14 protein-coding genes are annotated in these 13,269 nt (G+C 68.5%); 3 read left to right on the top strand and 11 right to left on the bottom strand.

The genetic code is table 11. The features are described 5' to 3' along the window. Window positions 1-32: 32 nt before the first annotated feature. From ACLJQ7_RS34770 to ACLJQ7_RS34750, 5 genes are all read right to left on the bottom strand, one after another. Entirely contained in the window at window positions 33-1,802 is a 1,770-nt protein-coding gene (locus tag ACLJQ7_RS34770) for an alpha/beta hydrolase (RefSeq protein ID WP_410652401.1), read from the bottom strand. Between the two features lie 228 nt (window positions 1,803-2,030). Then, window positions 2,031-3,005 carry a polyphosphate kinase 2 gene (gene ppk2, locus ACLJQ7_RS34765; protein WP_410652400.1) on the bottom strand — a complete coding sequence of 325 codons (975 nt, stop codon included), beginning with the start codon at window positions 3,003-3,005 and terminating at the stop codon, window positions 2,031-2,033. Window positions 3,006-3,048: 43 nt separating this feature from the next. After that, window positions 3,049-3,501, bottom strand: coding sequence for a flavodoxin family protein (locus tag ACLJQ7_RS34760; RefSeq protein WP_410652399.1), 453 nt, complete (start codon window positions 3,499-3,501; stop codon window positions 3,049-3,051). Between the two features lie 63 nt (window positions 3,502-3,564). Further along, window positions 3,565-4,467 (bottom strand): serine hydrolase, encoded by a 903-nt coding sequence (locus ACLJQ7_RS34755; protein WP_410652398.1) that lies wholly within the window; start codon window positions 4,465-4,467, stop codon window positions 3,565-3,567. Beyond that, window positions 4,464-5,345 (bottom strand): LysR family transcriptional regulator, encoded by an 882-nt coding sequence (locus ACLJQ7_RS34750; protein ID WP_410652397.1) that lies wholly within the window; start codon window positions 5,343-5,345, stop codon window positions 4,464-4,466. Before ACLJQ7_RS34750 ends, ACLJQ7_RS34755 begins: the two co-directional genes overlap by 4 nt. Before the next feature lie 101 nt (window positions 5,346-5,446). On the opposite strand from ACLJQ7_RS34750, the gene bla reads away from it, so the two are divergent. Next, window positions 5,447-6,340, top strand: coding sequence for a class A beta-lactamase (gene bla / locus ACLJQ7_RS34745; protein ID WP_410652396.1), 894 nt, complete (start codon window positions 5,447-5,449; stop codon window positions 6,338-6,340). Window positions 6,341-6,394: 54 nt separating this feature from the next. Here bla and ACLJQ7_RS34740 read toward each other — a convergent pair whose 3' ends face one another. The 3 genes from ACLJQ7_RS34740 to ACLJQ7_RS34730 all read right to left on the bottom strand — a co-directional run bounded on the left by ACLJQ7_RS34740 (window position 6,395) and on the right by ACLJQ7_RS34730 (window position 9,891). Then, window positions 6,395-8,269: a Calx-beta domain-containing protein gene (locus tag ACLJQ7_RS34740; protein WP_410652395.1), complete on the bottom strand. Its 1,875-nt coding sequence runs from the start codon at window positions 8,267-8,269 to the stop codon at window positions 6,395-6,397. A gap of 333 nt (window positions 8,270-8,602) precedes the next feature. After that, entirely contained in the window at window positions 8,603-9,145 is a 543-nt protein-coding gene (locus tag ACLJQ7_RS34735; RefSeq protein WP_410652394.1) for a hypothetical protein, read from the bottom strand. Window positions 9,146-9,414: 269 nt separating this feature from the next. Beyond that, window positions 9,415-9,891 carry a MarR family winged helix-turn-helix transcriptional regulator gene (locus tag ACLJQ7_RS34730; RefSeq protein WP_410652393.1) on the bottom strand — a complete coding sequence of 159 codons (477 nt, stop codon included), beginning with the start codon at window positions 9,889-9,891 and terminating at the stop codon, window positions 9,415-9,417. 92 nt (window positions 9,892-9,983) lie between these two features. Between ACLJQ7_RS34730 and ACLJQ7_RS34725 the strand changes: the two genes are divergently transcribed. Both ACLJQ7_RS34725 and ACLJQ7_RS34720 read left to right on the top strand, forming a co-directional pair. Further along, window positions 9,984-10,409 (top strand): RidA family protein, encoded by a 426-nt coding sequence (locus ACLJQ7_RS34725; protein ID WP_410652392.1) that lies wholly within the window; start codon window positions 9,984-9,986, stop codon window positions 10,407-10,409. A 75-nt stretch (window positions 10,410-10,484) separates the two neighbouring features. Continuing rightward, window positions 10,485-10,880: an ATP-binding protein gene (locus tag ACLJQ7_RS34720; RefSeq protein WP_410652391.1), complete on the top strand. Its 396-nt coding sequence runs from the start codon at window positions 10,485-10,487 to the stop codon at window positions 10,878-10,880. A 128-nt stretch (window positions 10,881-11,008) separates the two neighbouring features. On the opposite strand, the gene ACLJQ7_RS34715 is transcribed toward ACLJQ7_RS34720, so the two are convergent. Genes ACLJQ7_RS34715 through ACLJQ7_RS34705 form a run of 3 tightly spaced genes read right to left on the bottom strand, consistent with a single transcriptional unit; the run spans window position 11,009 to window position 13,260 of the window. Then, window positions 11,009-11,779, bottom strand: coding sequence for an alpha/beta fold hydrolase (locus ACLJQ7_RS34715; RefSeq protein WP_410652390.1), 771 nt, complete (start codon window positions 11,777-11,779; stop codon window positions 11,009-11,011). Continuing rightward, entirely contained in the window at window positions 11,776-12,294 is a 519-nt protein-coding gene (locus ACLJQ7_RS34710) for a PadR family transcriptional regulator (RefSeq protein ID WP_410652389.1), read from the bottom strand. The genes ACLJQ7_RS34715 and ACLJQ7_RS34710 overlap by 4 nt, the downstream gene beginning before the upstream one ends. A 36-nt stretch (window positions 12,295-12,330) precedes the next feature. Next, window positions 12,331-13,260 carry an alpha/beta hydrolase family protein gene (locus ACLJQ7_RS34705; protein ID WP_410652388.1) on the bottom strand — a complete coding sequence of 310 codons (930 nt, stop codon included), beginning with the start codon at window positions 13,258-13,260 and terminating at the stop codon, window positions 12,331-12,333. Window positions 13,261-13,269 lie beyond the last annotated feature (9 nt).

The following is a 13,269-nucleotide window of genomic DNA, read 5'->3' as shown; positions in this document are numbered from 1 at the left end:
GGGTCACGAGCCAGCGAACAGAAGGACAGTGCCTAGGCGTTGGCGGGCATGCCCTTCTCGTCCGCTTCCGGCGTCGCGGTGCCTTCCAGCAGCTCACGGACGATCTCGTTCGCCTTGCGCACCTGGGGCGTGATCATCTTGAGCTTGATCTTCCCGTCGTGCCCGAGGTGGCCGCCGACCTCGGCCGTCTTGTCCTCACCCGGCAGCGGGAGACCCTGGCAGCCGGTGAACTTCTTCTTGGGCGTGAACCCGGTCTGGAAGTAGGCGACGATCGGGTCGTCGACGCAGTCGGTGTTGTACGGGAAGATCCCGTGGCTGCCTTCGTTGTCGACGCTGATCATCTTGGCGCCCGGCAGGCCGTTCGCGGTCGCGAGCGCGCCCTCGTACGGCGTGGCCGCGTCGAGTTCGGTCTGCGCGATCAGCAGCTTCGGGAACGTCTTGGCGTCCGGCGCCGGCTTGGCGTTGGTGGTCGGCCAGAACGCGCACAGGGGCGCGCCCGACAGGGCCATGATCGGCGCGATGAACGGTGCGTTCACGGTCAGGTCGGCCTGCCAGTAGTTCCAGTAGTGCAGGTTCTGGTTCCACTGGCCGTCTTGGCAGCGGATCGCCTCGAACGCGGCATCCCAGGTCTCGACCTCGGCGCCGCCCTGGTAGGAGGCCTTGCGCTCGACCGAGTCCTTCTTCGCGATGGCCTCCAGCGCGTTGCCCTTGGCCTTGTTCAGGAACGCCTTGTTCGCGTCGGTCAGCCCTGGAGTGGCGAGCGCCTTCGCGACGACCTGCTCCAGTTTCTCCGCGTCGGTCCCGGTCGGCGCCGGTCCCTTCGCCAGCGCGGCCACCATGGAAGCCGCGGACGGGTACTGGGAGGTGTCGTACATCGCCGGGATGATGAACCACGCGGCGTGGAGCATGCCCGTGAACTCCCGGGTGCCGCCCGCCTTCTCCCAGTTGCGGCGGATCTCGAGCGGGTCGGTGCCCGCCTTGTACTTGGCGTCGTTGCGCGCGACGTAAGGCAGCAGCGCCTCCTGGAACTGGCGGTCACGGCTGCGCGGCTGCAGATCCCAGGTCTTCTCCAGCGTCGAGCGGCTCGCGTCGGTCGACGAGTCGAGCAGGAACCGGTGCGCCTTGGCCGGGAACGTGGTGGCGTACCAGGTACCGAGCCACGTGCCGTACGAGTAACCGATGTAGCTGGTCTTCTTCTCCCCGAGCAGCACCCGGATGAAGTCCATGTCGTACGCGGTCTGCTCGGTGGTGATGAACTTCGTCAGCGGGTTCTTCAGGCAGCCCTCGACCTTCGCCCGGCTGATCACGTTCTGGTCCGTGCTGTCCGGGACGGTGTAGCTACAGGTCAGCGGGGTGCTCTCGCCGACACCGCGGGGGTCGAAACCGACGAAGTCGTACTGCGAGGCCAGCACGGGGCTGCGCATCGCCATCGCGGCGCCCCACGGGAGACCTTCGCCGCCGGGTCCGCCGGGGTTGACCAGCGCGATGCCCTGCCTGCCGGTGCCGGGGTAGGCGGTCGCGGTCTTGGAGACGCGGACGCCGATGGTGTTGCCGTCCTGCGGGTTGTGCCAGTCACGCGGCACCTGGACGGTGGCGCAGGCCAGGCCCTTGACCTTCTTCAGTTCGGCTTCCGTCGCCGGCGCGACCGAGGGGAAGGAGCACTCGCCCCAGGCCACGGCCTGCTTGGTCAGCGCACCGGCGAGCGCGGCGGTGTCCGGCTCGGCCTTGGCCGCGGGAGCCGCACCCGTTGCCGGAGCCAGTACCAGGCCGGAGGCCAGGAACGCAGCGGCGGCCACGGCCACCGTGCCTCTCCGCGTCTTTTTCGTACTACTGATCACCATGATCCCTTTCGACACGTGCCCCCGACGTCCGTACGTGAAGTAAAGACGGGTGATCAGGTCTCCCACACGGCCGGAAGATGGCGGATACCCGACATGGCAGGATCTCGACATCTCGTGACTCGCGTGACCAGAGGCGTGACTCGCGTGATCAGAAGCGTAACTCGCGTGATCAGAGGCCTAACTCGCGAGTCACGACTTGTCTTCCGGGTGCAGTCCCGGGCCGTGATCGGGGTCCGACGACGGCGCGATCGGGGTCGGGCTGAGCGAAGCTTCGTCCTCCCCCTCCTCCAGCAGGGTCGCGGCGGCGCCGACCACCTTCAGGTCCGGCTCGCCGACGGCCTCCTCGTCCTTGTCCGCGTAGTCCACGCGAGCGAGGACACTGCGCATCGCCTCGACCCGAGCCCGCTTCTTGTCGTTGCTCTTGACCACCGTCCACGGCGCGATCTCCGTGTCGGTGGACCGGAACATCGCGACCTTCGCTTCGGTGTAGGCGTCCCAGCGGTCGAGCGACTTGATGTCGTTGGGGCTCAGTTTCCATTGCCGCACCGGATCGACCTGCCGGATGAGGAACCGGGTGCGCTGCTCGGACTTCGACACCGAGAACCAGAGTTTGACGAGGACGATCCCGTCGTCGACGAGCATCTCCTCGAACGTCGGCGCCTGCCGCATGAAGCGCTCGTACTGTTCGTCCGTGCAGTACTCCATCACCCGTTCGACGCCCGCCCGGTTGTACCAGGACCGGTCGAACAGCACGATCTCACCCTCGGTGGGCAGGTGGTTCACGTAACGCTGGAAGTACCACTCGCCCTGCTCGCGGTCGGTGGGCTTGCTCAGCGCCACCACTCTCGCGCCGCGCGGGTTGAGGTGTTCGGTGAACCGCTTGATGGTGCCGCCCTTGCCCGCCGCGTCGCGCCCCTCGAACAGGATCACCATGCGGCCGCCGGTGTCCTTGATCCAGTACTGCAGTTTCAGCAGTTCGATCTGCAGCGACCGTTTCACGACCTCGTATTCCTCGCGCGACATTCGCGCCGGGTACGGGTAGTTCTCCCGCCAGGTGTCGATCGGCGATCCGTCGGGGCGGAGCAGCACCGGGTCGTCGGCGTCCTCGTAGTCGACGACGAGACGCTGGTCCCTCAGTTCCGGGAAATACGAGTGGTCGAGCACGTGCCGCTGATACCCCTACGGGAGGGCTCGCAAACGCGGTGCGTCAACCACCGAGCCCTTCGGCGAACCGCCGCGCCGCTTCGAGATCGGCCGTACCGGGCCGGTTCCTGCCGATCCCGCCGACGAGCCTGAACGGGAGCCAGGTGTCGAAACCCCGGCACGAGAACGTGCCCACCACCTCGAAGCCCTTGCGGCCGAGCGACTTCGCCAGGCGACGGGAGTAGCGCCGGAATCGCGGTTCCGGGAGCCCGCTCGTGCTGAACACGAACGCCTTCCTCCGCTGCTTCGACGGCATCTCGACGAGACGCCGCAGGCGCGGGTGGAAGTCCATGCCGAAGATCCCCGAGCCGAAACCCACGAGGTCACAGGAATCGAGGTCGGCCGGGTCGAGCTCCTCGGGGCTGACGACGCGGGCGTCGAGAACTCCCGCCAGCACCTCGGCGATCCGTGCCGTGTTGCCGTGGGACACCGAAACGCACACGATGACGACCTTCATGCCGATCCTCCACTTCGCCGGTTCTCTCCCCATGAGAACCGAGCAGCGGCGTAGAACGTGACATCACCCTTCGCGCAGGTGATCCCGCAGCGCTCGCGCGACGCGGGCCATCAGCACTTCGGCCTCGGGCTGGATCGCGGCGGGCACCTGGGATCCGGTCAGCGCGGCGATCGCGTACGTCCCGCCGTCGGCGTGTTCGACCACCCCGACCTCGTGCCGCAGGTTCAGCACCGTGCCGGTCTTCGACGACCATTTCGTGGCGTCGGAGACGAAATCGGGGCTCAGCCGCTGACGCAGCAGGTTCAGCCCCATGAGTTCGCGCACCCGCACCGCCACCTCTCCGTCCACTTTGGACGGTTTCCACAGCGCTTCGAGGAGGTTCACGAACGCGCGGGCCGAGCCGGAACTCGCGCGTGTGACGTCGAGCTGCGGAACGGGATGGCCTTGCCCGGCGGTGCCCGCGTTGATCGCGAGCGCGTGCGCGAGGTGGACGTCGGCCGGGGCGAACCGTTCGGCAGGCGTGTCACTGAGGTCCGCGGCCGGATGCCGCGCGGTGATCCCGGAAACGCCCCATTCCCGCGTCATCCTGGTGACCTCGGCGGGCGGCGTCAGCGCGAAGAGCGCGTCCGCGGCGGTCTCGTCGCTGATGGCCATCGTCAGGTAGAGCAGGTCGTCGATCGCCACCGTGGCCGGATGCCGGAACCGCGTCAGCCCGGTCGGCCCGGGGGCGGTGGCCCGTCCCGGCTCGACGTCGATCGGCGTGGAGCCGTCCAGCTCACCCCGGCGGATCCGCTCCAGCGTCGCCGCGGCGAGCGGGATCTTCACCAGCGAGGCACTCGGAAACTCCAGGTCCGGGTCGATGCCGATCTCGTATCCGGTCCGCAGATCGCGCACGAGGAACGAGCCTCGCAGGCCACCGTCATCCAGTTCGGCCCGCAGCCCGAGGAGCAGGGTCTCCGTGTTCATGTCGTCTCCTCCGCGCCGAGACACCGGGCGATGTCCGGCCACAATCGTGCCCGGAGCCGCTGAGCGTCCTCGCCGGGCCCCGCCGTGATCTCGAACCCGCGCGCGAGCCGGGTTTCGCCGATCGTCCGCCAGTTCAGGCCGAGTTCGGTGGCCTGGGCCGCCGAACAGAGCAGCAGATCGTCCGAACCGAACACCGCCGCGGCGGCCGCGGTGAGCGCGTCGGCGACGGACACCTGCGCGGGCCGCAAGCCCACCGAGTCACGGATCCGGAAGAGGCGATCCCGGATATGCGGCACGTCGTCCTCGGGCTGGATCCAGACCCGGCGCGGCGACCGGCCGGACCGGCCGACGCGCAGCGTTTCCAGATGGAGGGCGCCCGCCCGCGGCCTGCCCCCACCCGCCAACCCGAGCGGCACCGTCCAGACGCCCTCTTCGGCGGGAACGGCCGTGAGCGCCGCGCGAACCTCCTGTGTGCGCACGAGTTCCGCCCGCTCCCCCGGCGGCGCCTGCCGGAATTCCAGGAAGACGTCCAGCGCTCGCGCCGCCGCGTCGAGTTCGGCGAGTTCGCGGACGGTGCAGGTGTCCGGCATCGCCAGCCGCATCGGCCGCAGTCTGGCGCGGTGCGCGTCGTGCTCCATGGCGTCGGCCAGCGCCACCAGCCGTTTCGCCGACGGCAGCAGATCCCGGCCGAACGGGGTGAGCACGGCGCGGCGGGTGGAGCGGTCGAACAGTCGCTCCCCGAAATGCCGTTCCAGCGCCGCGATCCGGCGGCTCGCCACCGGCTGGGGGATACGCGCGATCGCGGCTCCCGCGGTGAAAGTCCCGGCCTCGCTCACGCTCACGAACGCTCGGCAGCTCCCGATCAGGTCCACGACCACATACTATGCCGATCATGCATGAAAGAGGTCGTTCGTGTCTTGGACAGCATGACCGGTGCTGGCCAGACTGCGGACATCGAACGATCTCGAAAGGAACCACCGTGTCCGTCACTTCCCGCCGCTGGGCCGCCCTGCTGGCACTCTCGGTCGCGTCACTCGCCGCGTGTTCCACGCCCGCCCCCGTGCCGCCGCCCGCCACCTCCTCTCCTGCCGCGGCGACCGGGCGAGCCGACTTCGAACAGCTCGAACGCGCCTACCGCGCCCGGCTCGGGGTGTACGCGGTGGACACCGCGTCCGGGCGCGAAGTCGCCTTCCGCGCCGACGAACGCTTCGCCTACGCCTCGACGCACAAGGTGTTCAGCGCCGGTGGTGTCCTGCAGCGGACGCCGGTCGCGGATCTGGACCGCACGGTGACCTACGACCGCAAGGACCTGGTCGTGAATTCGCCGGTCACGGAAAAACACGTGGCCACCGGGATGCCGCTGCGCGCCGTCATGGACGCGACCCTCCGGTACAGCGACAACACCGGCGGGAACCTGCTCTTCCGCGAACTCGGCGGCCCCGAAGGGCTCAACACGGTCCTGCGCGGGATCGGCGACACCACGAGCCACGCCGACCGGATCGAACCGGAACTCAACGACACCGCGCCCGGCGACACCCGGGACACGAGCACACCGCGAGCGCTCGCCGTGAGCCTGCGCGCCTTCGCCCTCGGCGACGCCCTCCCCCAGGACAAACGCAAGATCCTGGTCGACATGATGCGGGCCAGCACCACCGGCGACCAGAACATCCGCGCCGGGGTGCCCGGCTGGCCGGTCGCCGACAAGACCGGAACGGCGTCCTACGGGACACGCAACGACATCGGGGTGGTGTGGCCGCCGAACCGGGCGCCGATCGTCATCTCGGTGCTGACCGACCGGTCGGAGAAGGACGCCGAGATCGACAACAAGCTCCTTGCCGACGCCACCGCGGCCGCGGTGAAAGCCCTTCCCTGAGCGAAAACCGCCGGGACGGACGAGGTTCCGTCCGTCCCGGCGGGGTTCAGCGGCTCAGCGACGGCAGGGGTTGCCCGCCGGATGCGCCGAGGTTCCGTGCACGTCGGCCTGGGACTCCGCGAGCACGATCTTCGCGAGCGCGGTGTCCAGTGCGACGGCCTGCTGCTTCACCACGCCGTTCGCCACGGTCTGGCCGTTGAGCTTCAACGAACCGATGACCAGCGGGATGGTCAACGGCGCCGAGCCCACGGTGATCGATTCACCGTTGATCTTCAGCGAGGCGACGTTCGAACTGCCCGTCAGCACCGGGGCGAGCCCGCCCGGCGACGGCTGACAGGTCGCGGTCGCCTGCGACTGGATCACGCCGAGTTCGACGGTCAGCCCGAGCGTGCTGATCACCGTCTTGTCGATCTTGGCCGACGCCAGCGCGCGATCGCCCGCGGCCGGGGCCGCCGACTGGTCGTCCGGCGTGAGGTCGGTCGAGGCGGTCAGCACCTTGGTGTCGACCTTGATCAGGCCGGCGTTGAGCGTCGCGGCGGCGACGGTGCTGCTGTCGTCGGCACAAGGCAGGTTCGCCGGGTTGGCCCGCGCAGCGGTCACCCCGAGGACGTTCGCCGCGGTGCCGGTGCAGGAGAAGACGCCGTCACGGTCGTCGTCGAGGATCGTGCCGACCCCGGTCGCGTCGATGAGACCGGCGCCCGACGGGGCCGACAGGTTCACCGTGAACGTCTCGGCCGGCTCGTCGACGGTGTCCGGGTTGACCAGCACGGTCACCGGCCGGGTCGTCTGGCCCGGCGCGAACGTGACCGTCCCGTTCGCGGCCGTGTAGTCGGCGGACGCGGTCGCGGTGCCGTCGGCGGTCGCGTACTGGACCGTCACCGGATTCGGGCTGGGGCCGCCGAGCAGCGACACCGTGAACGTCGCCGGTACCTGCGCGCCACCGGAGCCCTCGCCGACCGTCACGTCGTCGACGCTCAAGCCGAGCACGCGCACGGTCGTTGTCTCGAGGTATCCCCGCGAAGCCCCGTCGACCTGGTAGTCGACGACGCACTGGTAGGTACCGGGTGCGGCATTGGCGGCGACCTTGATCGTCTCGGTGAACGTGGCGACCCCGCCGCTGGCCACCGTGACGCTGCCCGGGGCGTTGGTGACGGTGAGCTGCGGATCGCAGCTGGTCACCTTCGGGATCACCGTGACCTCGATGGACTTGATGCCGTCCAAGATGGCCTGGGAAACCTGACCGGCCGGGACGTTGTTCAGCAGTACGCCGCCCGTGGCCGAGGTGATGGCGGAAGCCTGCCCCGTGGCGTCGAGCGCGCCGACGTTGACGGCGACCACGCGGATCTTCGCCGCCTGCAACGCCGCGATGGTCTGGGCCAGGGTGTGCCCGCCGCTCGGGTCGTGCGACGGCGCGTCGCCGAACCACGCGATGATGCGGGTGCCGTCCGGCCGGAAGGTGACCGCGCCGGTGGCCAGCTGGTAGAGCGCGTTCAGGTTCGCCTCCGGCGTGTCCCCGCCACCCGAGGCCACCCACTGGTTGATCCCGGCCTGGACGGCGGTCGTGTCCCCGGTGATGCCCTGATTGACCTTGAACGGCACCGAGTCGGTGAAGTCCTTGTACTCGGCGACACCGAACTGTGCCGTCGGCTGCGCGGCGAGGACGTCACCGGTGATGGCGCCGGCGTTCGTCCGCACGTTGCCGATCGGGCCGCCCATGCTGCCCGTGGTGTCCGCGAGCAGGACGAGGTCGGGGTTCGGCGGCACGGCCGAGGTCGTCACGTTCTTGGTCACGGTCGTGCTCTGCCCCGCGTTCAGGGTGAGGTCGAGCGTGGCCGGGTCCACTCCCGGTGGAGCCGCGGCGGCGACCGCGGTGGACGCGAGCATCGCCGAAACGGCGGCAAGGACGACGAGCAGTGGTCTTCGAGACATGGACTTCCCTTTCGAGACCCGGCCGAAGCCGGAATTCCTGGACTCGGTGGAGAAGACGGAATAATTTCGCTTTTCGTTAGCGCGAGAACCGCACTTCACCCAGAGCGCCCTGTGTCAAGGCGCCCAACGGGGCTGTTACCGCGAATCCGGGCTACGCGGACCAGGTCCGCATTGCGCCGTCCAGCCGAAGGACGTTGGGCACCTCTCACACTTCAGCGTGAGAGGTGCCGGGGATTCCGGCGTTTTCCGTGATGACTCATCGGGCGGAAATCCGAATTTATCAGCGGATATTCACCGAATGTCGCAACGTCGCCCGCCGGTCGACTCGGCTCGTCAGTAGACGCACTGGATGATCGCGTCGTCCAAGCGGATGTACTTCGCCGGTCCGCCGTTGTTGCCGTAGATCGGCTGAAGATAGACGGTGCCCACGCCGTTCAGATTGAGATCGGGCAAAGTGATGAGCTGATAGCCCGCCCCGTCGTCGATCCACCTCACCGTGTGGGAGATTTTCCGCCAGCCGTTGGGATCCCAGATCTCGAGGCCGATGTTCGCCCCGCCGCCGACCGGGTCGGCGTGGATCGCGGCGGCACAATTCGATCGGTTCGACGGGAAACTCGCGAGCGACTTCGCGGTCCGCATCGCCGACCAGCCGTTGCCGGCGAAGAGCCAGCCGTTGTTGTTGCCGGTCCGCGCCACTCCCATGCCGATGTCGAACCAGGAATGCCCGTCACCGCCCTGGATCCCCCGTTCCCATACGCCGTAGGGATTGGATTCGTAACCGTCGGACCATTGCACGATCCCGGCGTGTGCCGTTCCCGCGACACCCAGGAGCGTCAGCGAAAACACCGACACGACGGCGAATATCTTCTTGAACACGAGAGTCCCCCCTCTTCGCGCGAAATGAACCCCGTCAGGGGACCAGAGTCCGGAACGCGAGCACAAGGTACGTTCGCGCGCACGATCGACTGCCTCGACGTACCTGACCGAGGGCAGGGCAAGACGTGGCATATGGGCCAGCGGCAGGCAAAGTCCGTGAAGGCCTCCCTGCCTACCTTGAGGGTAGTGAAGGGCCCTTCACGGAAATTCAGCAGCCGCTCCCCGTCCCGAAAGCCATTTTCGGACGCACCAGATTTGCCTTACCCCACCTAAGCGAGGTCGGCGGGCCGCGTCCGCAGTTTGGCGGCGATCCGGGCCAGCGCCTGCTGATCCTCCGCGGTCAACGGGTCGAGGACGAGCTCCCGCACCGAACGGACGTGCGTGGGAGCGGCCGCGACGACCACGTCGTAGCCGTCGTCGGTGAGCACGGCGAGCGTGTACCGGCCGTCTCCGGGATCCGGCGTCCGTTCCACCCAGCCCCGCTGCTCGAAGCGTTTGACCACATTGGACAGACGCGAGAGCGAGCCGTTGGCGAGGTAGGCCAGCTCGCTCATCCGCAGCCGCCGGTCCGGAGCCTCCGAAATATGGCTGAGGGTCAGGTACTCGAACAGCGTCAGCCCGGCGTCCTGCTGCAGAGGCGACTCGAGCCGTCCCGGCAGCAGGAGAACCAGGGAGACCAGGCCGGTCCAAGCCTCTTTTTCGGCAGCGGACAGCCACAGTGCTTCGTCGGGGTCCGGGGTGGCCATGGCGGAACCTTACCCAGAACTCGACGACTTCACACGTGAAGTAAAAGTGTGCTACGTTCACTTCAAGGATGAAGTCAACGAGAGGATCCACCATGACCCAGCCGGAGTTCTTCGCCACGCCCGGCTACGGCGACCGGCAACTGAAAGTGATGCGCTACAGCCAGGCGGTGCGCGTCGGCGATCGCGTCGAGATCTCAGGGCAAGGAGGCTGGGACGACGACTTGAACTTCCCCGAATCGCTCGAAGAGGAGATCGTCAAGGCCTTCGAGAACGTCGAGCGGACCCTCGCCACGGCGGGCGCCACCTGGCGCGACGTCATCGCCGTGAACTCGTACCACGTCCCGGAAACCCCCGGTTTCCTCGGCGAGACCCACAACCGCGTGATGGTCGAGCAGTTCCGCGAGCGCATGGGCGACCGTGCGCCGATCTGGACGGAGACCGGCGTTCCGGCTCTCGGCGCACCGGGAATGCGGGTCGAGATCAGAGTCACCGCGATCGCCGGGCGTTCCCGCGTGTGAATCCCCTTCTGCCTGGGTACTCCCTTACCGCGCCCATGCTCTTGGCCAAGCTGGGAAACCCGCTAAGGAGAACGCGTGGGTATCACGAGAACACGACAGGCTTACGAATTCCCCGCCGGCGTCGCCCCGCCGCTGGGAGAGGTCCGGGCCTGGCTGCGAGAGCGGCTGAGCGAGGTCGGCCGCACCACCATCGCGGACACCGAACTGCTGACCACGGAACTGGTCACCAACGCGCACGAACACGCGGATGGCGTCGCCGAGCTCAGGGTCTCCGTACCCTCGGGCCGGGACGTCGTCCGCGTCGAAGTCGACGACCGCCGGCCGCGCCTGCGGCCGTACCGCGTGACCAAAGCGGATCCGACGAGTCCCCACGGGCGAGGGCTGGCGCTGGTCGAGGCGATCAGCGCCCGATGGGGTGTGGTCGCCGGCGCGAGGCGCAAAACGGTGTGGGCGGAGATCCCGGTGCTCTGACACGATCATCGGGTGACACTGGGCGTCGAAGCCGGGGCGCACGCGCTCGACCGCCGGGTTTCCTGGCCGGGACGAAGACCGGCTGGCCGACCTCACGGCCGCGGGCACGCTCACCGTCGAACCCGCGGTCAGTTCAGGAGACGCGGATCCACGGCTCCCCCGAGCCAGGCACGAAGGACTCCGTTGAAGAATTCGGGATCCTCCACGCTCCAGATGTGGTGCATCCCCGGCGCGACCCGGGACCGCGTCTGGGGCGCGGCCCGAGCGATTTCCGCGAGGGATCGTCGCACCGCCGCGGAATCCTTCTCCCCCGCTATCGCGAGCAACGGCCCGGTATAGCGGCGTACCTCCGCCGGCACCCCGCCCGCGCACACCTCGGCGGACATCGCGGACGCGGTTTCGCGGCGCACCGAGAGACCGTGCTCGACATACCGGGCACGGGCGTCCTCGGGGAGCCCGAAGACGGCCGCTTGGGCACGCCAGTACCAGCGGGCTCGCGAGAACGCCGACTGCAGCACGCAGTACAAACGCATCCCGGCCCCGGCGGGCGTGAGCGGCGCGCTGGTCAGGAACGCCGAGCTCACCCGGTCCGGATGCCGCGCCAGCACACGCAACGCCGTCAGCGCGCCCAGGGAAAGCCCGACGAGATCGAACTGGCCGTCGGCACCGTGCCCGGTCACTCTCGCGATGACGTCGTCCGCCACCGCGTCCAGCCCCGGCCAGTCCTCGCGGACCCGTTCGCCGAAGCCCGGCAGATCCGGCGTGAGCACCGTCCGATCGCCGAACGCGGACAGCTGCGGCTCCCACATCCAGTTCGCCACGTTGCCGCCGTGCAGCAGTACCACCGGCCGCTCCGCCGTGGCCGTTCCGGCGGAATGCACCTCGGGGAACGCGCTCACGAGAGCTCCTTCTCGAGTGCGTCGAGCCAGTCCAGTTCGACGCGCAGATGCGCGATTCCGTTGTCCAGTGTGGACAGTCGCAGCCGGGCCGCCCGGTCAGGCGCCCCGGACTCCGCCCGCGTCCGCTCGAACCGGTCCAGCCGTGCCCGAGTCGCCTCGCGATGTGTCGCCACGAGCGAGCGGAAGGTGTCATCGTCGAGGTCCGCGCCGAAGAACACCCGCGCGAGGAACGGATCGCGTTCGACGTGCCGCTCGGGCTCACTCGCCAGCCACTCGGCGAGCGCCGCCCGCCCCTCGGCGGTGATGCGGTGTTCCTGCCGGTCCGGCGCTCCGGAACCGGCCACTTTTTCGACCTCGGCGAGCCCGTCCGTGACGAGCCGGACAAGGGTGCGATAGATCTGCGCCTTGTCGGCCGCCCAGAAGTGGCCGACGGTCGACTCGAAATGGCGCTTGAGGTCGTAGCCGGTCATGGGTGCGAGGGCGAGCAACCCCAGGATGAGGCGGGAAAGAACCATGCCACTAGTAGACTAGTCCTCTATAGGACTTGTCAACTAGGACTCCTTCGATTCGACCCGCCCGACCGGATCGGACTCCGTCGCCAGCGCGTCGGTCGCCTCCTGCCAGGCAGGATCAGCCGGATAGAGCTCGCTGCGGAGATAGGCCGTCGTGAGCCGCTGGACCGCGGCCACTCGCTCCGGGTTCTCGTCCGTGGTCTCGGCGACGTCGTAGCCGGAAATCCCGCCGAGACCGTGTTCCGCGCCGAACAGGGTGAGCAAGGTCTTGCGCCCCGGCGAAAGGAAATACGGATCGGTGTGCCATTCCGGGCCACGGACCGTCAGATGCGCCGAGGAGTCCTTGTCACCGGCGACCACGAGGGCGGGAGTCGTCATCGTGGAGAAATCGGTACTGACGAAGAAGGGATAGTGCTCCGCCACGAATTTTGTGACGGCGTCGCCGCCGCGACCGGGCGCGGCGAGCAGCACTCCGGCGGAGACACGGGGCTCGGCCAGGTTCACCACCGTGCCATCACCGGGCTCGGTGTACCGCGCGCCCAGCAGCAGGCTCGCGGTATGCCCGCCCATCGAATGCCCGGCCACGGCGACCTTGCCCCGATCCACTCGTCCGCGCAGGCCGGGCACCGCGGCCTCGATCTCGTCGAGCCGGTCGAGGATGCCGATCATGTCCTCGGCCCGGGACCGTTGATACAGCGGCGCTTCGGGGTGATCGGGCCCCAGATCCAGAGTCCTGGAACTGAGGTGCGTCGGCTGGAGTACGACGAATCCGTGCGCCGCCCAGTAGTTCACGAGCGGGGCATAGCCGTTCAGCGACGACAGATGATTCGAAGGACCCTGGCCGTGCGACAGCAGGATGATCGGCAGCCCGCCACCGGTCATCGGCGCGGAGACCCGAACCCGCAGGTCCACGGCACGGCCCGGGGACGGCAGCGTCACCGGGGCGATCGAGATTACTGGCGTGCTCATGGTGATTCT

The sequence above is a fragment of the Amycolatopsis sp. cmx-4-54 genome (genome assembly GCF_046548895.1).
Lineage (GTDB): Bacteria > Actinomycetota > Actinomycetes > Mycobacteriales > Pseudonocardiaceae > Amycolatopsis.
Note: the sequence above shows the minus strand (reverse complement) of the source record. Positions and strands in the feature narration are given on the sequence as shown.